Consider the following 21662-nt stretch of genomic DNA (forward strand, 5'->3'; position numbering starts at 1 on the left):
CGCCCGGATCAGCAGCGCCGCTCGGCCCCGACCCGCTCACCGGCGGTCTCCCAGCTCCACGCCGATCTCGAGCGCCGCGCGGTACTCGTCTCGGACCTGGTGGTCAGTGACGCGGGTGTAGACCCTTGTCGAGTCCGGGCTCGCGTGCCCGAGCCGGCGCATCAACGTCAGTTCGCCCATCCCAAGTTCGAACATCCGTGTGGCGTGGGTGTGACGCAGGCTGTGTGGAGTCAGCCAGCTCTCCCGCAGTTCGGCCCGGACTGCGGCGCGCTGGAACATCCGCACCAGCCCGTCGTAGCTCAACGCCTCGCCCCGGCGCTGGCCGCGGCCGCCGACCAGGAACACCACCGAGGACTCGACGTCCGGTGGGCGTTCGAGCAGCAGATAGCGGTTCAGCACCGGCAACGCCCGGTCCTCGAGCAGATCCACCACCCGGTCGCGGCGGCTCTTCTGCCGCGCCCCTGCGGGGTGATCGCCGCGGTGACGGATGGTGACCCGCTTGCGACCGTAGGAGACGTCGTCCAGATGCAAGCCGAGCACCTCACCGGGGCGGAAACCGCCCTCTCGCATCAGCTCGACCAGCGCCCGGTCACGCAGCTTGGTCAGCTGTCCGAGCAGCGCGGTGAACGTCTCGTCCGGTACCGGGCGCGGAAGCGTGTCGACCGTCCGGACTCGCAGCGTGCGGCGGATAGGCCGTTGATCGGCGCTGGTCACCAGCGGCGCCCGGTGCCGCCCCAAGACTTGGGCCGAGACGTGGTCGGCCTCGCGCAAGATCGGATTACTTACACCGATATAGCCACCGCAGCTGATCAGGAACTCATAGAACGACGACACCGCTGCCAACGTGCGGTTGCACGTCCGCGCGGACAGACGCCGTCCCTGCGCGGTCACCAACCCCAGCTGGCTGCGCTGTGCACGGCCAGCCGAGGACTGCTGGCGAAGCCAGGCCAGAAAATCTGTGGCCAGCACCGGCGAGAAGTCGGCCAGCGGGCACCCTCGACCGTCGAGGAACATCAGCAGCTTCAACAGGTCGTAGGCATAGGCCCGCACCGTGTTCGGCGAGTACTCCCGCACCGCCAGCGACCGCAGGAACGCCGACACCTCCGGCACCGGCGAGCCCACGTCGTCGACCACAGCCAAAGCCGGTTCGCCTACTCGTTCTGGAACGCACTTCGCTACTCGCATGGCCCGGCACTAGATCACAAACCACAAGTCTCTGACCTGCAGAGACACCGCGGTCAGAAGTCAGGTGTCCAGATAAAAGGTGGCCTCCAGTTCGACAAGGGCACCTGGAGCGACTTCGGCGGCACCCGGTACGCCCCCACCGCGGACGGCGCGTCCCGCGAGCAGCAGATCGAGATCGCCACGAAGGTCCGGGACGCCCGCGGCGGTTACGGATCGTGGCCGGCATGCGCACGCAGGCTCGACCTGCCGAGGTGACGGTCTCCACTCCGGAGTGGCCGCCGGACGCTGGATGCGCCGACGGTCGACGCGTAGTCTCGAACGTCCCCCGCCCGGTCGTCCGGACTCGGTGCCCTGCTGGCGTCGGCTCCGGCCCGATTCCCTACCCTTGGACCCCATGAGCTCGCCCACCCCCGAGGCCCACCGGATCGGGAATCGCTACCGGCTCGACGAGCGGGTCGGCGCCGGTGCGATGGGTGCCGTGTGGCGTGGCACGGACGAGTTGCTGAACCGCACGGTCGCCGTCAAGGAGCTTCTCGCGGCCGCCCTGCCGTCGCCCGACCAGCTCGAGGAGTCGCGGCAGCGGATCCTGCGCGAGGGCCGGATCGGTGCCCGTCTGCAGCACGCGCACGTGATCAGCATGTTCGACGTCGTCGTGCACGACGACCGTCCGTGGCTGGTCATGGAGTACCTCCCGTCCCGTTCGCTGGCCGCCGTGCTCGCCGAGAAGGGGCCGATCCCGCCGCGGGAGGCCGCCGCGATCGGCCGCCAGGTCGCCGACGGCCTGGCCGCCGCGCACACCGCGGGCGTCGTGCACCGTGACATCAAGCCGGGCAACGTCCTGATCGCCGAGGACGGCCGGGCCAAGATCACCGACTTCGGCGTGTCCCGCGCGGTCGACGACGTCCAGCTCACCCGGACCGGCGTGATCGCCGGCACACCGGCGTTCCTCGCGCCCGAGGTCGCCCGCGGCCAGGAGCCGACCGCCGCGTCCGACGTCTTCGCGCTCGGCGCCATGCTCTACGCCTCGGTCGAGGGCGAGCCCCCGTTCGGTCTGGACGACAACGCCTACGCGCTGCTCCACAAGGTCGCGACCGGCGCGATCACCCCGCCGTCCGAGGCCGGTCCGGTCACGGCGCTGCTCATGCGCCTGCTCGCCAACGACCCGGCCGAGCGGCCCAGCGCCGCGCAGGCGCGCGAGGCCCTCGGGCGGATCGCCGCGGGCCGGTCGATCGCCGGGCTGGCGACGCCGTCGTCCGCGACGGCCACGATGGACAGCCACGACGCCGGCGACCACGCGGGCGAGTTCGCCGAGGCGCAGGGCGGCGGCACCGTCGTCGACTCCCCGGCCGTGCCGGCCCCGCAGGTCATCCCGGGCGGCGGCAACGGCGGCCGCAAGCGCGGTGCCGCCGCGGCCTCCGGTGGGAACGGCGGGCGCGCCCGGCTCCCGGTCGTGCTGGCCGTCGTCGCCGCGCTGCTCGTCGTCGGCGGGGGTGTGGCCTTCGGGGTCTACAGCAACCAGTCGCAGCAGCAGGTTCCTCCGGTGGCGGCCCCGACGAGCGAGGCGCCGCCGCCTGCCGCGCCGACCACCACCCCGGCGCCGACGACGACTCCCGGCCCGACCACCGGCAACGGCGAGGTGCAGGACCCGGTCTCGTTCGTCCAGAACTACTACCGGATGCTGCCCGAGAACATCGACGGTGCGTTCGCGCGGCTCAGCCCGCAGGCGCAGGCACAGTCGCAGGGCATCGACGGGTTCCGCGAGTTCTACAGCGGGATGCGCACCGTCTACGCCGAGAACCTGCGCAACGCGGGCCCGAACACCGTCACCGCGACCGTGGTGTTCATGCGGGCCGACGGCAGCACGACCCGGGAGAACTACCGGTTCGTCGTCGGCACCGACGACCAGGGCCAGGAGATCATGCAGTCGTTCAGCTCGGCCTGATCCGGTCACGCTCCGCCACCCCGGTCACCCAGGACACGATCCTGGCGGTCAGCCGCGCACGGGTGTGCCGGTCGTGCACCTCGTGACCCTCGTCCGGGATGCGGATCAGCTCGACCGGGGCCCCGCGGGCGTCCAGCGCGTCGTGGACGGCGACGGCCTGCCCGATCGGGACGTTGCCGTCCTGCTCGCCGTGCACGACCAGCAGCGGCACGCCGATCCGGTCGGTCTCGCGCAGCGGTGAGATCGTCTCCAGCAGCGGCGCGTCGGTGCGCGGGTCGCCGTACTCGGTGACGGCGGGCCCGGCGATCCACGGCTCGGTGTCGGCGTAGAAGGCGACCATGTCGGACATCCCGCACACGTCGACCCCGCCCGCGAACAGGTCGGGATACCGGGTGAGCGCCGCGAGGGTCAGGAACCCGCCGTAGGACCGCCCGCCGACGACGATCCGGTCCGGGCCGACGTCCGGCACCCCCGCGAGCAGCCGGGTCGCCGCCCGCACGTCACCGACCGACGACGGCCGCAGCTCGCCGTCGTCCAGCCGGGCGAACGCCCGGCCCCGCCCGGAGGACCCCCGGACGTTCGGGGTCAGGACGGTGACGCCCGCGGCGACGAGTGCGTGCAGCAGCGGTGCCCAGCCGGGCCGCTCCTCGGACTCCGGGCCGCCGTGCAGCCAGACGAACCCGGTCCCGTTCGGAGCGACGGGCCGGTGCAGCCACCCGGCGATCCGCAGCCCGTCCTCGGCCGGGAACAGCACGCGCTCGGGCCGCGGCGGCACCGGCGGGACCGGTGCACCGCCGATCAGTGCGGTCGCGTGCCCGCCGCCCACCGGCATCCGGACGACGTGCGGCGGGATCCCGGGGCCGTGCCCCGCGACCAGGAGCTCCGCGCCGTCGCGGCCGAACGAGACCGTGGTGACGACGTCGCACGGCGCGACCAGGCGCTGCGGCCGCCCACCCCGCAGGTCGGCGATCTCCAGCTCGCTGCGCCCGCCGGCGTTCCACACCAGCGCGGCCCGCGCACCGGACCGGTCCAGCGCGACGACGTCGAGATCCGCTCCGGGCCGGACGGCGACCGGCCGGGCGGGGGCGATCCGGTGGTCGGCGGCCGGGCCGAGCGCGACGGCGAGCAGGGCGGAGTGCTCCCGGTCGGCGTCGGTGTGCACCCACAGCGTGCCCGGCGCGCTGCCGAACCGGGCGGTGGCGGTGAGCGCCCCGCCGGGGCCGCCGATCAGCCGGTCGCGCGCACCGGTCCGCAGGTCGACCAGGTCCAGGCCCCGCTCGCCGCGGCGCCCGGTGCGGAGCACGACCCGACGGCCGTCGGCGGAGATCGCCTGGACGGCGGCGGCCTGGCCGGTCCCGAGCACGACCGAGGACCCGTCACGGACGTCGACCAGGCAGGCGGTGCCGGTGCCGTAGTCGTCGGAGCCGGGGTCGCCGGTGTCGGTGAGGATCGTGACGCCGAGCCAGCGTCCGGTGGGAGCCCAGGCGCCGAGCGTGACCGCCGTCGCCGCCGGGGCGATCTCGACCGGCGGGCCGCCGTCGGGATCGAGCAGCGCGACCCGGGTGCGGTCGCTCCCGGACGGGGCGATCTCGACGGCGATCCGGCCGCCGTCCGGCGACCACGCCAGGGTCGTGACGTCGGGGTGCTCGCCGTCGGCGACGAGGACGGTGCTCCCGGCGGGATCGACCGGGCCGTGTTCGGGGAGCGGCGCGATGTGCACCCGTGGACGGCCGGACAGGTCGGAGATCCAGGCGATCCGGGTGCCGTCCGGCGAGACCACGGGGGAGTGGTGCCCGGCGGCGGCCGCCGCGGGCTCGGCAGCGGGGACCGCCGGTCCGGTCGTCGGTTCCGCGCGCACCGCGTCCACCGGTGATCACCCCGTTCCTGCATCACATCCCATCGGCCGGCCGTCGCCGCAGACCGGAACGTACCCGGTCGCGGCGCGGGAGTCAGGCCATGATCCAGGTGTCCTTCGCGCCCCCGCCCCGGGACGAGTTGACGATCATCCCGCCCGGCGGGGCGACCCGGGACAGCGCCGACGGCAGGACGTCGATCTCGGGCGTCGCGCCGCGGCCGGAGGACTGGACGGCGAACACCCGGAGATCGACGGCCTGCGGCTGCAGGAGACCGTCGGTGAAGGTCGGGTGCGTCGAGATCCGCACCATGTCCTGGGCCACCCAGGACGCCGGGTGCGCGCGGATCCCGGCGGCCACCCGGTCCAGCTCGTCCGGCGTCGCGTGCGGGCCGATCACGATGCCCGCACCGCCGTAGCCGTCGACCGGCTTGAGGACGAGCTCGCCGAGCCGGTCGAGCACCTCGTCCCGGGCGACCGGGTCGGCGCAGGGCAAGGTCGGGACCGAGGCGAGCACCGGCTCCTCGCCCAGGTAGTAGCGGATCATGGCGGGCACGTAGGCGTAGACGAGCTTGTCGTCGGCGACGCCGTTGCCGGGCGCGTTGCGCAGCGTGGTCCGGCCGCGGGCCATCGACGCGAGCAGCGCCCGCCCGATCGGCCGGTGGTCGGCGCCGCGGGCCGTCGCGAGCCCGGTCTCGTCCATCCGCCGGTACAGCGTGGTCAGCCGGCGACGGCGCCCGCCGCCCACCAGGAACACCGCGCCGTCGGTGACCTGCAGCCGCGACGGGGTGACCAGCGGGATCTCGAGGGCCTCGGCGAGCAGCCGGTGCTCGAAGAACGCCGGGTCGGACTCGCCCGCGGTGAGCAGCGCGGTCTCGCCGTCCGGGTCCGACGGGTCGTCCACGAGAGCGGTACGCAGCCGGGCGGGGACGTCGTCGAGCCCCAGCACCTCCGACGGTGACTCCAGGTCCGGCAGCACGCTGCGGATCAGGCGCCTGCTCATCATCGAGAAGCCGATCCCGGACGGGACGCGCAGGTTGTCCTCGAGCACGACCCAGCCGTCGTCGGAGTCGCGGACCAGGTCGATCCCGGCGACGGCGATCCGCACCGCGTCCGGCGGGACGAGCGTGCCCGACCGCGTCCGGCCGGGCGCCCCGTCGACGACGGCGGCCGGCACGATCCGGTCGCGGACGATCTCGCGCCGGCCGTAGACGTCGCGGACGAAGTGCTCCAGCGCCCGGACCCGCTGGGCGAGCCCTGCCGACAGGTGCGCCCAGTCGTCCGCGGCCACGATCCGCGGGACGAGGTCCAGCGGGAACAGCCGCTCGCCGTCGTCACCGGGCACGACGCCGGGGACCGGGAAGGTGACGCCGCGTGCGCGCTGCTCGGTCCGCAGCGCGGACTCGGCGGCGGTGAGCCCGCGGGTGCCGAGCCGCTCGAGGGAGCGGAACAGCCAGCCGTACGCCGGGCGGATCGTCAGGTCGTCGTCGACGGCCTCGTCGTGCCGGGGCGGGACGTAGCCGGACAGCAGGTCCGGCGCGACCGGGACGGTCACCGGCAGGGTGCCGGGCACCTCCTCGCCCTGGGTGCGGGCGAGGAGGTCGTCGACGACGTCGACCAGCGACCCGCGGTGGCCGAACGCCCTGCGCTGCGCGGCCGCACCCGAGCCGCGGGCCAGCACGGCCTCGGCGAGCTCCTCGACCTGCTCGGCGTCGCCGGTGTCCTCGAGCCACGGCCGCAGCTCGGCGACCAGCGTGCGCAGCTGCACCGCGGGCGGGGAGAGGACCGGTGCCGCGGGCTCGGACACGTCGACGAGGTCGCCCTCCAGGCCGGAGCGGGCGGCCCGCCACCCGGCGGCCCGCAGCAGCTCGTGCCGGACCCGGGGGAGCGGTCGTCCGGCCTCGGTGTCGGCGCGCGCCCGGGCGACCAGCGCCCGGAACAGGCCGGCGACAAGGACGACGTCGTCGACCTCGGGGCAGGCGTCGCAGACCCGGAGCTCGACGGTCGGCAGGTGTGCGCTGGGCCGGACGTCGAAGTAGAGCATCCCGGCGTCGCTGATCGTCCCGGACGTGATCAGCTCGTCGATCATCGCGTCGTACTCCGCGGCGGTGGTGACGTCACCGGGCGGACCGGCGGTGGGCCAGCGCTGCCAGATCATGCTGCGGTAGCTGGCGTAGCCGGTGTCGTGGCCGCGCCAGTACGGCGAGCTGGCGGTGATCGCGAGCAGGGCGGGGAGGGCGGGCGCGACCCGGCGGGAGACCTGCACCGCGGTGTCCCGGTCGGGGACGTCGGCGTGTACCTGCAGCCCGCAGATGTGCTGCTCGCGGACGAGCATCTGGTACTCGTGCTGCATCCGCTCGTACCGGGCGCCCGCGGAGACGTCGTCGCCGGACAGGTCGACCAGCGGGACGGTCCCCGCCGCGACCACGCCCAGCCCGAGCGGCTCGGCGGCCTCCCGGAGCCGGGCCCGCAGCCGTCGCACGTGCCGGCGCAGGTCGTCGAGCGACTCCGTCGCCGGGGTGTTCGTCTCGACCAGCGAGCGTTGCAGCTCGGGGAAGAACTCGGCGCCGTCCAGATGTTCCAGCAGCCGGTCCGCGTCGGGTGCGGCCCGGCGGTCGGTCAGGCCGACCACGTGGAACTCCTCCTCGACCCCCACCAGCGACACGTCCCCCACGGCGGTGACGCTAGGTCGCCGCTGTTACCGGCAGGTGTCGGGAGATGATCGGCAGGCTGCGGTCGCCCGCCCGCTGCGCCGATCGGAGCAGTGACGCTGAGCTGTACGGACCAGTTCCCAGCAGGTGCCCTCGGTACCTTCCGTCGATGGTCACCCGTACCGGCCGGCACCGCCGCCGCGCCGATGGCGCGCCCACCGGCACCGGCCAGCGTGCGCTCGTCGCGGTCGTCCAGGTGCTCGGGCTGGCGGTGTGGTTCTCGGCGTCGGCCGTCCTGCCCGAGCTACGCGCCGAGTGGGGGATCGGGACGACGGCCGGGGTCTGGCTCACCTGCTCGGTGCAGCTCGGGTTCGCGGCGGGCGCGGTGGTGTCGTCCGTGCTGACGCTGGCGGACCGGGTCCGGCCGGAACGCCTGCTGGCCGGTGGCGCCGCGGCCGCGGCCGGCTGCACCCTGCTGCTCGCCGCCGTCGCCGACGGACCACTGCTCGCGCTGGTGCTGCGCGCCGCGACCGGGATGTGCCTGGCGCTGGTCTACCCGGTCGGCATGAAGATCATGACGTCCTGGTCGGGGCCGGAACGCCGCGCCCGCGATCTCGGTGTGCTGGTCGGCGCGCTCACGGTCGGGTCGGCGCTGCCGCACCTGATCGGCGGCGTGCCGGCGTTGCCGTGGCGTGCGGTGCTCGCCGGGGCGACGCTCTGCGGGCTCGCCGCCGCGGCGCTCGCCTGGTGCCTCGTGCGCCCCGGCCCCGCGCACGCCCCGGCGCCGCCGCCGGACCCGCGCTACGCCGTCCGGATGCTCCGCGAACGCGGGCCCCGGCTCGTGGTGCTGGGCTACCTGGGCCACATGTGGGAGCTGTACGCGATGTGGACCTGGCTGGGCGCGGCGCTCGCGTCCGGCGACCCCGGCCCCGGCGAGCACCTGCTGGTCTTCGTCGCGACCGGGCTGGGCGGCGCCGCCGGCTGCGTCCTGGGCGGCCGGGCCGCCGACCGCTGGGGCCGGGTCCCAGTGATCGCGACGGCGCTGGTCGCGAGCGGGCTCTGCTGCCTGCTGTCGCCGCTGCTCCTCGGCGCCGCACCGGTCGCGGTCGCGGTGTTCTGCGTGCTGTGGGGCGCGGCCGCCGTCGCCGACTCCGCCGTGCTGACGACGGCGACGATCGAGGTCGCCGACCCCCGCTACCCGGGCACCGCGCTCACCGTCCAGACGGCGCTCGGGTTCCTGCTGACCGTCGGCGGGATCGCGACCGTGCCGGTGCTGGCCGGGGCCGTGGGCTGGCAGGCGTCGCTGGCGGTACTCGCGCTCGGCCCGGTCCTGGCGCTACCGGCGGTGCTGGCGCTGCGGGGGCGCCTGCAGGCCGACGAACGCCCGACCACCGAGCTGTATCGGCTCCGGCGTGCGACGGGCGTGGCCGCGGACCCGTCGGGATTCGCCGGGGACGTGGCGCGGGCGCTGCCGGGTGGACGGTCGGATCCCGCGCCGATGGTTCCGCCGCGACCTGCGGAGCCGGACGAGGCGCGACCGGCGTCGCAGGGGCGCCGCAGCCGCTCCCGGGGCGGAGCGCCCTGAGGTCGAGGTCGTGCGGCGGGGCCTGCCGAGCCGTGGGGATCCGCGCGAGGGGCGGCACGAGCTCGCACGCGCCGCCGGAGGGGGTGGGGTGTCGTGGAATCGCTTCCTCAGGCAGCGATTCCACAGCGCCACCTCTCTGCCCGAGAGGGACGCCCCCCTCGTGGTGGCCACGCTTCCGGAGAAATCGCTGCCTGAGGAAGCGACTTCGTAGAAGACCCGGCTCCGGTGGCGGCTCCGGCGTGCCCGGCGGCCCGTCCCGAGGGTCCCGCGGGTCGCGCCCGAGGGTCCCGCGAGTCGCGCCTCCGGGCGCCGGCGATCACCGACCCGGCCCCGCGGCCCCACCGTCCGCGGCCCCACCGTCCGCCGCCCCAGCGCCCGCCGCCGCTGCCGCTCCTGCTCCCGCTCCCGTTGCCGCAGCCGCAGCCGCGAGCAGCTCCGCGTGCTGGGCCGCGGCCTCGCCCGGGCTCATCGGGTCCCCGTGCCCGGGCACGTAGGTCGCCGCGTCGCGGGCCAGCAGGAGCGCCAGGGCGCCGGGCCACCGGGACGGGTACGCGTCCGGCCCCACCGACGGCGGCGCGCCGTTCTCCAGCAGGTCCCCGGCGAAGAGCACCCGGGCGTCCGGCACGTGCACGGCCAGGTCGTGACCGGTGTGCGCGGGTCCGGGGTGGACCAGCTCGACCACGCGTCCGCCCAGGTCCACGGGGTGCGACGAGCCCGGGCGCGGGCAGACCGGGCCGTCCGGGAGGACCGGAACGGTGGCGGCGAGGGCGTCGGCGGTGCAGTCGTCCCCGGCGTCGCGGTGGTGCCGCACCCACTCCGCACGCTGCGCGGCCGCGGTCACGGCGAGCGCCGCCGCGCACCCGGCCTGGGCGTACACCGGCACGCCGGGGAACGCCGACGTGCCGAAGCAGTGGTCGAAGTGCGCGTGCGTGATCGCGACGACCAGCGGCAGCGTCGTCACCGTGCGGACGGCGGCGGCGAGTTCGGCGCCCTGGACGTCGTCACCGCGGGTGTCGACCACCAGTGCGCGGTCCGCGCCGAGGACGAGCCCGGTGGTCAGGTCCAGCCCGTCGTGCCGGCGCGCGAACACGCCGTCGGCGAGTTCGAGCCACCGTCCGTCCACGGGCGTCGATCGTGCCCTCACACCGCGATCGCCGTCGACCGGCCGCGGTCGTCGGTGCCGGGCCCGAGGAGTTCCGCCGTCCCCCGGGCGACCCGCTCGGCGGTCCAGGCGCAGACGAGGGCGTCGAGGACGTCGTCGAGCCGGGCCGCGGACGGGAGGTCGCCGAGCAGCAGCGCCGGGTCGACCCACCCGGACAGCGCCGCGATGCGCTGCCCGGCCCCGCGTGCGGTCTTCTTCGACGCGAAACCGGTGCCGGGCGCGAGGGTCCGGAACGACAGCTCCGGGTGCGCCTCGACGACCGGCGCGGGCAGCGCGACGTCCTGGAACTCGCGGATCTTCGGCACGATGTTCCACGCCTGCACGCTGATCTTCCGTCCGGTGGCGCGTTGCGCGGCCGCGCAGGCGTCGGCGTACGACCCGGCGGCGAGGACCGTCGCGGGCGGGGTCGGGAAGAGCGACGCCCGCGCCGTCCCGAGCCGTGCGGAGGCCTCGACCTCGGCCCGCCGCCGCGTCCCGCCGGACGGCAGCGCGAGCGGGATGTCGATCCCGACGGCGTCGCACCCGGCGGTCGCCCGGAGCACGGCCGCCGCGTCCGGGACGACCGACCAGCTCACCCGGCGTGCCCGCCCGGTCCCGGACAGCACGCACACGACCCAGCCCGTGGGGACCCCGTCCACCCCTCCGATCCGCATGAGGGATGATCCTGCCCCGTGCGCGTCTACCTGGGCAGTGACCACGCCGGTTTCGAGGTCAAGGGCAAGCTCGTCGAGTACCTGACCGAGCAGGGTGTCGAGGCGGTCGACGTCGGGGCCCCGACGTTCGACGCCCTCGACGACTACCCCGCCTGGTGCATCGAGACGGCCCGCCGGGTCGTCGCCGACGAGGGCTCCCTCGGCATCGTGCTCGGTGGTTCCGGCAACGGCGAGCAGATCGCCGCCAACAAGGTGAAGGGCATCCGGGCCGCGCTGGCCTGGAACGAGGACACCGCGAAGCTCGCCCGCGAGCACAACGACGCCCAGGTCATCGGCGTCGGTGCCCGCCAGCACCCGTTCCCCGAGGTCGTCGCGATCGTCGACGCCTTCCTCGCGACCCCGTTCTCCGGCGACGAGCGCCACCAGCGCCGGATCGACCAGATGCTCGGCTACGAGGAGACCGGCGAGATCGACCTGCCCGGCTGATGCCCGAGGGGCACACGCTGCACCGGCTGGCGAAGCGGCACCGGTTGCTGTTCGTCCGCAGGCCGGTGCGGGTCTCCAGCCCGCAGGGGCGGTTCGAGGGCTCCGCCGCGCTGCTCGACGGGCAGGTGATGACCGGCGCCGAGGCGCACGGCAAGCACCTGTTCCACCGCTACGGGCGGGACCGGGTCGTGCACGTCCACCTCGGGCTGTACGGGACGTTCACCGAGTCCGAGCTGCCCGCGCCGGAGCCGGTCGGGCAGCTGCGGATGCGGCTCGTCGGCGAGTCGCATTACGCCGACCTGCGCGGCCCGACCGCGTGCGAGCTGATCACCTCGGCGGAGGCGCGGGCGGTGCGGGCCCGCCTGGGCGCCGATCCGCTGCGCCGGGACGCCGACCCGGACCGGGTCTGGGAGCGGGTCTCCCGGTCGCGCAGCCCGCTGGCGACGCTGCTGATGGACCAGGCCGTCCTCGCGGGCGTCGGGAACGTCTACCGGGCCGAGCTGCTGTTCCGGCACGGGCTCGACCCGCAGTTGCCCGGCCGGGGGCTGGACCGCGCGACCTGGGACGCCATGTGGCCCGATCTCGTCGCCCTGATGCGTGACGGCGTGCGGGTGGGCCGGATCGACACGGTGCGCCCCGAGCACGATCCGCGGCGCCGGGGCGAACCCGGCCGCAAGGACCGGCACGGCGGCGAGGTGTACGTCTACCGCCGGGCCGGCCTGCCCTGCCTGGTGTGCGGCACGGAGGTCCGGCACTCCGAGCACGCGGCGCGGAACCTGTTCTGGTGTCCCACGTGCCAGCCGGATCACCGTTAGGGTCCGGTGTCGTGGTGGAGCACAAGCCGATCGACTGCTGGATGACCGACATGGACGGCGTCCTCGTCCGCGAGGGCAGCATCGTCCCCGGGGCCGACGCGTTGCTGTCCCGGTTGCGGGAGAAGGACATCCCGTTCCTCGTCCTGACGAACAACAGCATCCACACGGCCCGGGACCTGCGGTACCGGTTGCAGGCCACCGGCCTGGACGTGCCGGAGGAGTCGATCTGGACCTCGGCGCTGGCGACCGCGGCGTTCCTCCACGAGCAGCGCCCGCGCGGCAGCGCCTACGTCATCGGTGAGGCCGGGCTGACGACCGCACTGCACGACGTCGGCTACGTCATCACCGACCGCAACCCCGACTACGTCGTGCTCGGGGAGACCCGCACGTACAGCTTCTCCTCGATCGCCACCGCGATGCGCCTGGTCGAGAAGGGCTCGCGGTTCGTCGCCACCAACCCGGACGCGACCGGGCCGTCGCCGGAGGGCATCCTGCCCGCCACCGGTTCGGTCGCCGCCATGATCTCGAAGGCGACCGGCGTGGAGCCGTACTTCGTCGGCAAACCGAACCCGCTGATGATGCGGGCCGCGCTCAACCGGCTCGGCGCGCACTCGGAGTCCACGGTCATGATCGGCGACCGGATGGACACCGACATCCTCGCCGGGCTGGAGGCCGGGATGCGCACGGTCCTGGTGCTCTCCGGCATCACCAAGGAGTCCGAGATCGACCGGTTCCCGTTCCGGCCGAACCGGGTCGTGCCCTCGGTCGCGGATCTCGTCGACGACGTGTAGCCCTGATCGTCCGTCTGGGACGGACGTATGAGAGCACCGGCAGCGGTCAGCGACGGCGACCCGGCCCGGTCGCGGCGATCCGCACCTCCTCCTCGATCGCCCGGGCGAGCCGCGCCGTGAACGCCGCCGGCTCGTCGGCGGCGTCGGGGTGTTCCGGCACGATCCGGTCGACCGCACCGGCGTCGGCGAGGTCCGTGGCGCGCACCTGCTGCGCCGCCACGACCTCGGCCGCCCGGTCGGGTGTCCCGTGCACGATCGCGCTCGCGCCCTCCGGCGGCAGCGGGGTCAGCCAGGCGTTCCCGGCCGCGATCCGGCGCCGCGACCCGAACAGCGCCAGCGCCGCGCCGCCCGATCCCTGACCGGCGAGCACCGACACACTCGGCACCGGCAGGTCCGCGAGCTCGGCCAGGCAGCGCGCGATCTCACCGGCCAGTGCGCCGTTCTCGGCGTCGGCGCTCAGCTCGCCGCCGCCGGTGTCGACGACGGTGACGAGCGGGAGCCGCAGCTCGCGGGCCAGTGCGAAGCCGCGCCGGGCGACCCGCAGGTCGGCGGGCCCCGGTGGCCGCTCGGCCGCGCGGTCCTGACCGACGAGGACGCACGGCGTGCTCCCGATCCGGGCCAGGCACAGCACGGTCGCGGCCGCGATCTCGCCGACGCCGGTGCCGTGCAGCGGGACGACGTCGCCCGCCTCGCGGTCCAGCAGCTCGCGCACCCCGGGCCGGTCCGGCCGCCGGGTGGCGGTGATCGACGCCCAGGCGTCCGGTGCGGGGCCGCCGTGCGGCTCCGGGGACGGGGGTGCGGCCGGGGCGACCGTCGGCCGCCGCTCGACGACGGCGAGCAGCGCGTCCAGCAGCCGGGCGAGCCCGTCGGCCCCGGTGACGGCGTCGACGATCCCGCGCGCGGCCAGGTTCTCGGACCGCTGCACGTCCGGGGGGAAGTCCGTGCCGTGCAGCGCCCGGTACACCTTCGGGCCGAGGAAGCCGACCAGCGCACCCGGCTCGGCGGTCGTGACGGTGCCGAGCGACCCCCAGGACGCGAACGCCCCGCCGGTCGCCGGGTGCCGCAGGTGGACGACGACCGGCAGCCCGGCCCGGCGGTGCGCGGCGACCCGGTCCGCGATCGTGATCATCTCGAGGAACGCGGGCGTCCCCTCCTGCATCCGGGTGCCACCGGAGGCCGGGGAGAGCAGCAGCGGCAGGCGCTCGTCGGTGGCCCGCTCTACGGCCGCGACGAGCCGCCGGGCCGCGGTGGACCCGACCGAACCGGCGAGGAAGCCGAACTCGCTGACGGCGACGGCCAGCCGCCGTCCCCCGACCCGTCCCTCGCCGCTGACCATCGACTCGTCGGTCCCGGCCGCGTCGCGGGCGGCGGCGAGCTCGCGGCGGTAGCGGGCGTCCGCACCGGCGGGCGGCGTGGCGGGCGCGTCCCACGACCGGAACGACCCGGCGTCGAGGACGGTCGCGAGCAGCTGCGCCGAGCCGGGGACGGCCCGGGCCGGGGCGCTCACCGCGGGCCGCCCGCGAGCTCGGCACGGACCGCGTCGCCGTGCTGGTCGAGCACCGGGGCGGCGGCGTGCCCGGAGGGGGAGGTCTCGTCGCCGTCCGGTCCGAAGAACCGCAGCGGCGGGCCGGGCACGGTCAGTGCCCCCAGCGACGCGTGCTCGACCTCCATCAGCAGGCCCTGGCTGCGGGTCTGCTCCCAGGCGTAGACCTCGTCGATCGAGCGGATCCGCCCGGCCGGGACACCGGCCCTGGCCAGCCGGGCGAGCGTCGCGTCCGCGGTGTCGCCGGCGAACGCGTCCTCGACGGTCGTCCGCACCAGGTCGGGGTGCCCGACCCGCTCGGGGTTGGTGCGCATGCCCTCCGCGTCGGGATCGAGACCGAACTCCGCGCACAGCCGGTGCCACAGACCCTCCGACCCGCAGGACAGCTGCACGGCGCCCTCGCCGCAGCGGAACATCCCGTACGGCGAGATCGACGGGTGATGGTTGCCGCGGGCCTGCCCGGCGGTCCCGGCGACCGTCCAGGCGGTGCCCTGGAACCCGTGCACCCCGACGACGGCCGACAGCAGCGAGGAGCGCACGACCTGCCCGGCGCCGGTGGACTCCCGTTCGTGCAGCGCCGCGAGCACCCCGTACGCGCCGTACATGCCGGCGAGGATGTCGGCGATCGGGACGCCGACGCGCTGCGGGTCGTCCGGGCCGGAGCCGGTGACCGACATGAGCCCGGCCTCGCCCTGCGCGATCTGGTCGTAGCCGGAGCGGTGTGCCTCCGGCCCGTCGTGACCGAACCCGGTGATCGACAGGACGACGAGGCGCGGGTTGAGCGCGAACAGCTCGTCGGTGCCGAAGCCCAGCCGGTCGAGGACGCCGACCCGGAAGTTCTCGACCAGCACGTCGGCGCGGCGGACCAGCTCGCGCAGGGCGGTGCGGCCGTCGTCGGACTTGAGGTCGAGCGCGACGGACTCCTTGTTCCGGTTCGCCGACAGGAAGTAGGTCGACTCCCGGACGCCCTCGTCGCCGACGAACGGCGGCCCCCAGCCACGGGTGTCGTCCCCGGCGACCGGGTTCTCGATCTTGATCACCCGGGCGCCGAGGTCGCCGAGCATCATCGTGGCGTGCGGTCCGGCGAGTGCCCGGCTGAGGTCGACGACCAGGACGTCGTGCAGCGGGCCGGTGGCGGGGCGGGCCATGGGGGCTCCTTCCGAGGGGGACGGCGGGTTCAGGCGGTGGGCAGGACGAGCAGCGCCCAGCTGACGAGCGGGGCGAGCACGACGAGGGACATCCCCCAGGTCATGAGTCCGCGGAAGACCGCGTCACGGCGGTCCTCCGCGGAGTTGGCGACGACGAGCGCGCCGTTGGTGGAGAACGGGCTGGAGTCGACGACCGACGACGAGATCGCCAGCGCCGCGATCAGCCCGGTCGCCGACACCTGACCGGCGGCCAGGAACGGCACGGCCAGCGGGATGAGCGCCCCGAGGATGCCGGTGGTGGAGGCGAACGCCGACACGACGGCGCCGATGAGACAGATCAGCAGCGCGGCGAGCAGCGGGGCGCCGATCCCGGCGACGCCGGCGCCGAGCCGGTCGATCGTGCCGGTGCGCTCCAGCAACGCGACGTAGGTGACGATCCCGCCGATCAGCAGGACGGTGCTCCAGCTGACCTCGTGCACGGCCCCCGCGCTGGTCCGCGGGAAGGCGAGGGTGAGCAGCACCGCGACGGTCACCGCCACGAACCCGACGTCCAGGTCGAGCACCAGCGAGCCGAGGATCAGCCCGAGCAGCCCGGTCAGGGTGGCGACGCCCTCGCGGCCCAGCCGCGGCGCGGTGTCGGCGGCCGGCTCGGTGGTGGCGGTCGCGGCCGCGGCGCGGGTCGGCCCGCTCCCGGCGAGTGCGTGCGGCGGGACCGGCCGGTGGGTGGCGGCCCGGGACGCGGAGACGGCCTCGCCGCCGAGCTCGTCGAGGTCGGCGCTGCCGGCGCCGCGGGCCAGCCGCAGGCCGCCGAGGACCAGGAAGGCCAGCACGCCGAGCACGGCGTTGAACCCGAACGTCGCGAGGAAGAGCACGGTCGGGTCGGCGGCGATCCCGTTGCGGGCGACGACGCCGTTGACGATCCCGCCGAAGATCCCGATCGGCGAGAAGCTCCCGGCCGAGGCGCCCTGCACGACCATGACGCCCATCAGCATCGGCGAGATCCGGTGCCGGTGCGCGAACCCGAGCGCGACCGGCGCGATGATCGCGACGGCGGCCGGTGACGCGGCGCCCGCGGCGGTGACGGCCGCGCAGACGACGAACATCACCCAGGGGATCAGCGCGGTGCGGCCGCCGACCAGTCGGACCGCGCGGGCGACCAGCCAGTCGACGGTGCCGTTCCGTTTCGCGATCGCGAACAGGTAGGTGACACCGACCAGGATCACGAACAGGTCCCCGGGGAACCCGGCGAGCAGCTCGTCGGTGGACTCGCCGACGACGAACGTGCCGACGACGAACGCGGCGACCAGGGCGACCGCGCCCATGTTGACCGGTCGCAGGGTGGCGACCAGGAAGACGCCCACGAGGACGAGCAGGGCGACGAGATCCGGTGGCATCGCAGGAACCTCCAGGTCGGCGGTGACCTCGGCGGGATGTGGTGGACGGAGCGGACGGCCAGGTGGCGCAGGAGAGCAGTGGAACAGTGGAGCAGTGGACTGGCCACTGGCCCAGTGGACTATCCACCTCCGGTAGGGTGCTGTCAACCACGAACGGAGGTGGCCCGTGATCCGGGAGTCCGCACGGTCACTGCAGCCGCTGGCCCGCCCGCGCCTGTACGAGCAGCTCGTCGAGCGGCTCCTCGACCACATGACCGAGCAGGGGCTCGGCCCCGGCGACCGGCTCCCGGCCGAGCGCGAGCTGGCCGGGCTGCTCGGGGTGTCGCGGGCGTCGGTGGTGCAGGCACTCGTCGCGCTGGAGGTCCAGGGCGTGATCGACGTCCGGCACGGCGACGGCGCGGTGATCCGCGAGGTGCCCGCCGACCGGCAGGTGCTGCACGCGCTGCGGGCCCGCTGGCACCGGCTGCGCGAGGTGATCGAGGCGCGTCAGGCGCTCGAGGTGCGGATCGCGGCGCTCGCCGCCCGGCGCCGCACCGACGCCGACCTCGCCCGGATCGACGAGGCGGTGGCGGCGATGGCCGCCGACGTCGACGGCGGCGGGCGCGGCGTGCGCGGTGACGAGCAGTTCCACGCCGCGGTCACGACGGCGGCGCACTCCGGGCTGCTCGGCACGCTGATGGGCGAGATCTCCGAGCTGATCCGCGAGTCGCGGATCGAGTCGCTCAGCCAGCCCGGCCGCCCGGCCGAGTCGCTCGCCGCGCACCGGCTGGTGGTCGAGGCGATCCGCGCGCAGGACGCCGACGCCGCGGCCCGGACGATGGCCGAGCACATCGACGCCGTCTCCGACGTGGCGCTGCTGCAGGACCCGGACTGACCCGGGCCGGGTCGCTCAGACCCGGAACCCCAGCGCGGACCGCTCGCCGCGGCGGAGCGCGGCCACGTGCTCGTCGACGGTGGTCAGCCCGTGCAGCTCCTCGCCGCGGCGCATCGCCGCGACCAGCGCCGTCTCCGCCCGCTCGATCTCCTCGGCGGTGTCCACGATCCCCACGAGCCGGTCGGGCGGGGCGACGAGCAGGCCGTCGTCGTCGCCGCAGACGACGTCGCCGGGGGCCACGACGATCCCGCCGAACGCGACCGGCTCGTCGACGGTGCCCGGGTCCTGCACCGACCCGGACGCCGGGCAGGTCCCGCGGGCGAACACCGGCAGACCGATCGCGCGCAGGCCGCGGACGTCGCGCACCAGCCCGTCGACGACGATCCCGGCCAGCCCGCGCCGCCGCGCCTCGGTGGCGAACAGCTCGCCGGCCACCGCGCGGGTGCCGCCGGCCCCGGCGACGACCAGCACCGATCCCTCGGCGGCGGCCCGCAGTGCGGCGAACATCGGCAGGTGGTCGTCCACGCAGCTCACGGTGACGGCCGGGCCGGCCAGGGAGGTCCCGGGCAGGAGGGCGTGGATCGCCGGGTCCACCACGGGCAGCGACTTGTCGGCGTCGCACAGCGAGGACACCTGCAGCGCGCGGAGCCGGTCCAGGAGCTCGGTCATGATCGCCATCATCGCGCACCTACCCCGCGAGCGGGCTCCTGCGCGCCGCGGCGAGCTCCGAGCGGCGGACCTTCCCGGCGTCGTCGCGCAGCGGATGGTCGACGAGCTCGTACCCGCGCGGGTTCTTGGCGCGGCCGAGCCGCTGCGCGCAGTGCTCCCGCAGCCGGTCCTCCAGGCCGGGACGGGCCCCGGCCGCAGGCTGGACGATCGCGTGCACGATCCGGCCGTAGTCGTCGTCGGGCAGCCCGACGACGACGGCGTCCCGCACGTCCGGGTGCGCGACGAGCGCCGCCTCCACCTCGGCCGGGTACACGTTGGCGCCCCCGACGAGGATCATGTCCGAGCGCCGGTCGGCGAGGTACAGGTAGCCGTCGGCGTCGAGGGCCCCCATGTCGCCCAGCGACTCCCAGCCGTCCCGCTCGCGCGGGGTCGCACCGAGGTAGTGGTACGTCGGCGTCCCGCCGGAGCGCATCCAGATCTCGCCCGTCGCGCCGGGGCCGAGCTCGCGGCCGTCGTCGTCGCAGACCTTCATCTCGCCACGGGTGACCCGCCCGACGGAGCCGGGGTGCGCCAGCCACTCGCGGCCGTCGATCAGGGTGCCGGCCTGGGACTCGGTGCCGGAGTAGAGCTCGATCACGGTCTCCGGGCCGACCCGCTCCAGCCAACCGCGCTTGACCTCCGGCGGGCAGGGCGCGCCCACGTGCAGCACGGTGCGCAGGCTGCCGAGGTCGGCGTCGTCCCAGTGCTCCGGCGGCAGGCGCAGCATCCGGCCCATCATCGTCGGGACGACGTAGAGCCAGGTCACGCCGTGCTCGCCGACCAGCTCCAGGGTGCGGGCCGCGTCGAACCGCTGCATCAGCACGACGTGGTGGCCCTGCAGCAACGCCATCAGCGCGAACATGTAGGGCGCGTTGTGGTGCAGCGGCGCGGTGCAGAGCATGACGCCGTCGCGGTCGATCCGCAGCCCGTCGACCCGGGCCAGCGCCTGCTCGACGCAAGCTGCCTGACCGGCGACGATCAGCTTCGGCCGCCCGGTCGAGCCGCCCGAGGTCGGCGCCTTCCAGGACGGCCCGACGACGTCGGGCAGCGGGCCGTCGTCGTGGCCGTCGCCGGTGATCCCGGACGCCGCGTCGACGACGAGCGCGGGCCGCCCGACCGCGAGCACCGCGTCGCGCTCGGCGTCGGGCAGCGCCGCGGACAGCGGCTGGGGCACCGCGCCGAGCTTCCACGCCGCGACCGAGCACTCCAGGTGCCGCACGGTGTTCGGCAGCGCGATCGACACCAGGTCGCCGCGGGTGACGCCGCGCTCGGCGAAGGCGCGGGCCAGCCGGTTCGTGCGGGCGTCGAACTCCGACCGGGTCAGCACCGTGTCGCCGTCGGAGGCCAGCGGCGCGTCCGGCGCGGCGGCGACGAGCTCGCGCAGCCGGGCGGCCAGCGGCGTCGACCCGGCGGCGATCACGGGTTCGGGGAACAGCGGTGTCACGACGTCCTCTCCGTGGTGGTGGTGACGCCCGCGGGCACCTCGTCCGGGACCGGCCCGCGGGCCAGCACGAAGCGCGCGGCGAACAGCGAGACCAGCACGATGACCAGCGAGTAGACGACGACCGGCACGATCGACCCGGTCACGGCGAGCAGCGACTGCCCGATCAGCGGTGCGGTCCCGCCGAACAGCGTCCCGGCGAGCGCGTAGGACAGCGAGATCGCGGTGTAGCGCATCCGCGCCGGGAACGCCTCGGCCAGCATCCCGGCCAGGATCGCGTAGTACATGGTGTGCGGCAGGGTCGCGAGGGCCATGCCGAGCGCGGCGAGCGCGAAGTTCCCGGTGGAGATCAGCGCGAACATCAGCGGGAACAGCGGGAGCTCGATCAGCAGCAGCACGGTCACGACCTTGCGCGGGTTCCACCAGGTCGCCATGAACGCACCGAGCGGCTGCGTGCAGAACTGCACGAACGAGCTGATCAGCACGACGTTGAGGAACACCTGACGGTCGAACCCGAGGTCGTTGACGGCCCACGCCAGCGCGAACGTGTTCTTGAAGTAGGCGGCCGCGGCGACCAGCGCGCACGCCCCGACGGCGACGACGACCATCCCGGCCCGCTCCCGGAACAGGTCGGCGAGCGGGAACCGCGACGTCCGCCCGGTGGAGCGCAGCGCGACGAGCTCCGGGCTCTCCTCGATCCGCAGCCGGATCACCAGCCCGACGACGACCAGCGCCGCCGACACCAGGAACGGCACCCGCCAGCCCCAGGACAGGAACGCCTCCTCCGGCAGCATCGCGGCCAGCGCGAACGACCCGGTGGCGAGCATCTGCCCGGCCGGGCTGCCCTGCTGGGCGAACGCGCCGTAGAGGATCCGTTTGCCCTTCGACGCGTGCTCCGAGGCGATCAGCACCGCCCCGCCCCACTCGCCGCCGACGGCGAGGCCCTGCACCAGCCGGGCCACGACGAGCAGCACCGGCGCCATCACTCCGATCGAGGCGTAGGTCGGGAGCAGGCCGATCGCGAGGGTCGAGACGCCCATCAGCAGCAGTGTCGCCACCAGCGCGTTCTTGCGGCCGAGCCGGTCACCGAGGTGGCCGAAGACGATCCCGCCGATCGGCCGCGCGAGGAAGCCGACCCAGAACGTCGCGAACGACGCCAGCACCCCGGCGGCCGGCGAGGCGTTCGGGAAGAACAGCGGTCCGAGCACCAGCGCCGCGGCGGTGCCGTAGATGTAGAAGTCGTACCACTCGATGGTCGTACCGACGAACGAGGCGATCCCCGCCTTCCGGCGCATGGCCGGTGTGCTCGTGCTCATCGCGTGCCCCCTTGCACTGGGATGCTGCACCCTGGGCCGGTGCCGCGGGCCACACCGGCCGCGATCACCGCGACGCAACCGTAGAACGTCATTCGGTCGTCGTCGGGACTTTCTGG

At 74.9% G+C, this 21662-nt stretch carries 17 protein-coding genes and 1 pseudogene; 7 read left to right on the forward strand and 11 right to left on the reverse strand.

The genetic code is table 11. The features are described from left to right. Nucleotides 1–36: 36 nt before the first annotated feature. The gene (locus AD017_RS19910; protein ID WP_168172826.1) at nucleotides 37–1134 is read right to left on the reverse strand and encodes a tyrosine-type recombinase/integrase; all 1098 of its coding nucleotides are present in this window, start codon (nucleotides 1132–1134) and stop codon (nucleotides 37–39) included. 129 nt (nucleotides 1135–1263) lie between these two features. On the opposite strand from AD017_RS19910, the pseudogene AD017_RS35390 reads away from it, so the two are divergent. Both AD017_RS35390 and AD017_RS19915 read left to right on the forward strand, forming a co-directional pair. Next, nucleotides 1264–1440: pseudogene (locus AD017_RS35390) on the forward strand (transglycosylase family protein); the annotation flags it as partial. Between the two features lie 139 nt (nucleotides 1441–1579). Then, on the forward strand, nucleotides 1580–3127 hold the full coding sequence (locus AD017_RS19915; protein WP_060575097.1) for a serine/threonine-protein kinase: 1548 nt from the start codon (nucleotides 1580–1582) through the stop codon (nucleotides 3125–3127). Here AD017_RS19915 and AD017_RS19920 read toward each other — a convergent pair. Continuing rightward, complete coding sequence (locus AD017_RS19920) at nucleotides 3114–4994, reverse strand: prolyl oligopeptidase family serine peptidase (RefSeq protein WP_060575098.1); 1881 nt, start codon at nucleotides 4992–4994, stop codon at nucleotides 3114–3116. The genes AD017_RS19915 and AD017_RS19920 overlap by 14 nt on opposite strands. 82 nt (nucleotides 4995–5076) lie before the next feature. Continuing rightward, nucleotides 5077–7653, reverse strand: a complete 2577-nt coding sequence (locus AD017_RS19925; protein ID WP_060575099.1) for a carboxylate--amine ligase/circularly permuted type 2 ATP-grasp protein — start codon at nucleotides 7651–7653, stop codon at nucleotides 5077–5079. Nucleotides 7654–7799: 146 nt separating this feature from the next. Between AD017_RS19925 and AD017_RS19930 the strand changes: the two genes are divergently transcribed. After that, nucleotides 7800–9215 (forward strand): MFS transporter, encoded by a 1416-nt coding sequence (locus AD017_RS19930; RefSeq protein ID WP_082398824.1) that lies wholly within the window; start codon nucleotides 7800–7802, stop codon nucleotides 9213–9215. 316 nt (nucleotides 9216–9531) lie between these two features. On the opposite strand, the gene AD017_RS19935 is transcribed toward AD017_RS19930, so the two are convergent. Together AD017_RS19935 and AD017_RS19940 are read right to left on the reverse strand one after the other, a co-directional pair. Beyond that, a complete protein-coding gene (locus AD017_RS19935; protein WP_082398825.1) occupies nucleotides 9532–10338 on the reverse strand; it encodes an MBL fold metallo-hydrolase in 807 nt (268 codons plus the stop codon). A 17-nt stretch (nucleotides 10339–10355) separates the two neighbouring features. After that, nucleotides 10356–11030 (reverse strand): DUF429 domain-containing protein, encoded by a 675-nt coding sequence (locus AD017_RS19940; RefSeq protein ID WP_010225434.1) that lies wholly within the window; start codon nucleotides 11028–11030, stop codon nucleotides 10356–10358. An 18-nt stretch (nucleotides 11031–11048) separates the two neighbouring features. Between AD017_RS19940 and AD017_RS19945 the strand changes: the two genes are divergently transcribed. The 3 genes from AD017_RS19945 to AD017_RS19955 are packed head-to-tail and all read left to right on the forward strand — an operon-like array spanning nucleotide 11049 to nucleotide 13122. Continuing rightward, on the forward strand, nucleotides 11049–11516 hold the full coding sequence (locus AD017_RS19945; protein ID WP_010225435.1) for a ribose-5-phosphate isomerase: 468 nt from the start codon (nucleotides 11049–11051) through the stop codon (nucleotides 11514–11516). Then, complete coding sequence (locus tag AD017_RS19950; protein ID WP_060575100.1) at nucleotides 11516–12331, forward strand: Fpg/Nei family DNA glycosylase; 816 nt, start codon at nucleotides 11516–11518, stop codon at nucleotides 12329–12331. The genes AD017_RS19945 and AD017_RS19950 overlap by 1 nt, the downstream gene beginning before the upstream one ends. Before the next feature lie 50 nt (nucleotides 12332–12381). Continuing rightward, nucleotides 12382–13122, forward strand: a complete 741-nt coding sequence (locus AD017_RS19955) for an HAD-IIA family hydrolase (RefSeq protein ID WP_202796315.1) — start codon at nucleotides 12382–12384, stop codon at nucleotides 13120–13122. 46 nt (nucleotides 13123–13168) lie between these two features. On the opposite strand, the gene AD017_RS19960 is transcribed toward AD017_RS19955, so the two are convergent. Genes AD017_RS19960 through AD017_RS19970 form a run of 3 tightly spaced genes read right to left on the reverse strand, consistent with a single transcriptional unit; the run spans nucleotide 13169 to nucleotide 17207 of the window. Beyond that, nucleotides 13169–14629: a carboxyl transferase domain-containing protein gene (locus tag AD017_RS19960; protein ID WP_060575101.1), complete on the reverse strand. Its 1461-nt coding sequence runs from the start codon at nucleotides 14627–14629 to the stop codon at nucleotides 13169–13171. Beyond that, a complete protein-coding gene (locus AD017_RS19965; protein ID WP_060575102.1) occupies nucleotides 14626–15813 on the reverse strand; it encodes a CaiB/BaiF CoA-transferase family protein in 1188 nt (395 codons plus the stop codon). Before AD017_RS19965 ends, AD017_RS19960 begins: the two co-directional genes overlap by 4 nt. 29 nt (nucleotides 15814–15842) lie before the next feature. Further along, nucleotides 15843–17207, reverse strand: coding sequence for an SLC13 family permease (locus AD017_RS19970; protein WP_060575103.1), 1365 nt, complete (start codon nucleotides 17205–17207; stop codon nucleotides 15843–15845). A 166-nt stretch (nucleotides 17208–17373) separates the two neighbouring features. Here AD017_RS19970 and AD017_RS19975 point away from each other — a divergent pair, with 166 nt between their 5' ends. Further along, a complete protein-coding gene (locus AD017_RS19975) occupies nucleotides 17374–18081 on the forward strand; it encodes a FadR/GntR family transcriptional regulator (protein ID WP_082538269.1) in 708 nt (235 codons plus the stop codon). Between the two features lie 15 nt (nucleotides 18082–18096). Here AD017_RS19975 and AD017_RS19980 read toward each other — a convergent pair whose 3' ends face one another. From AD017_RS19980 to AD017_RS19990, 3 genes are read right to left on the reverse strand one after another with little or no spacing between them, the layout of a single operon-like run. Next, nucleotides 18097–18750 (reverse strand): RraA family protein, encoded by a 654-nt coding sequence (locus AD017_RS19980; RefSeq protein ID WP_227012790.1) that lies wholly within the window; start codon nucleotides 18748–18750, stop codon nucleotides 18097–18099. A 19-nt stretch (nucleotides 18751–18769) separates the two neighbouring features. Continuing rightward, complete coding sequence (locus AD017_RS19985) at nucleotides 18770–20233, reverse strand: AMP-binding protein (RefSeq protein ID WP_082398827.1); 1464 nt, start codon at nucleotides 20231–20233, stop codon at nucleotides 18770–18772. Next, the gene (locus AD017_RS19990; protein WP_050802427.1) at nucleotides 20230–21546 is read right to left on the reverse strand and encodes an MFS transporter; all 1317 of its coding nucleotides are present in this window, start codon (nucleotides 21544–21546) and stop codon (nucleotides 20230–20232) included. Before AD017_RS19990 ends, AD017_RS19985 begins: the two co-directional genes overlap by 4 nt. Nucleotides 21547–21662: the final 116 nt, after the last annotated feature.

This window comes from Pseudonocardia sp. EC080619-01 (assembly GCF_001420995.1).
GTDB lineage: Bacteria > Actinomycetota > Actinomycetes > Mycobacteriales > Pseudonocardiaceae > Pseudonocardia.

Coding starts and splice junctions, on each gene's coding strand:
- AD017_RS19965 (WP_060575102.1), bottom strand. CDS start 15,813: ATGGCCCGCCCCGCCACCGGCCCGCTGCACGACGTCCTGGTCGTCGAC.
- AD017_RS19930 (WP_082398824.1), top strand. CDS start 7,800: ATGGTCACCCGTACCGGCCGGCACCGCCGCCGCGCCGATGGCGCGCCC.
- AD017_RS19950 (WP_060575100.1), top strand. CDS start 11,516: ATGCCCGAGGGGCACACGCTGCACCGGCTGGCGAAGCGGCACCGGTTG.
- AD017_RS19970 (WP_060575103.1), bottom strand. CDS start 17,207: ATGCCACCGGATCTCGTCGCCCTGCTCGTCCTCGTGGGCGTCTTCCTG.
- AD017_RS19955 (WP_202796315.1), top strand. CDS start 12,382: ATGGACGGCGTCCTCGTCCGCGAGGGCAGCATCGTCCCCGGGGCCGAC.
- AD017_RS19915 (WP_060575097.1), top strand. CDS start 1,580: ATGAGCTCGCCCACCCCCGAGGCCCACCGGATCGGGAATCGCTACCGG.
- AD017_RS19980 (WP_227012790.1), bottom strand. CDS start 18,750: ATGACCGAGCTCCTGGACCGGCTCCGCGCGCTGCAGGTGTCCTCGCTG.
- AD017_RS19990 (WP_050802427.1), bottom strand. CDS start 21,546: ATGAGCACGAGCACACCGGCCATGCGCCGGAAGGCGGGGATCGCCTCG.
- AD017_RS19940 (WP_010225434.1), bottom strand. CDS start 11,030: ATGCGGATCGGAGGGGTGGACGGGGTCCCCACGGGCTGGGTCGTGTGC.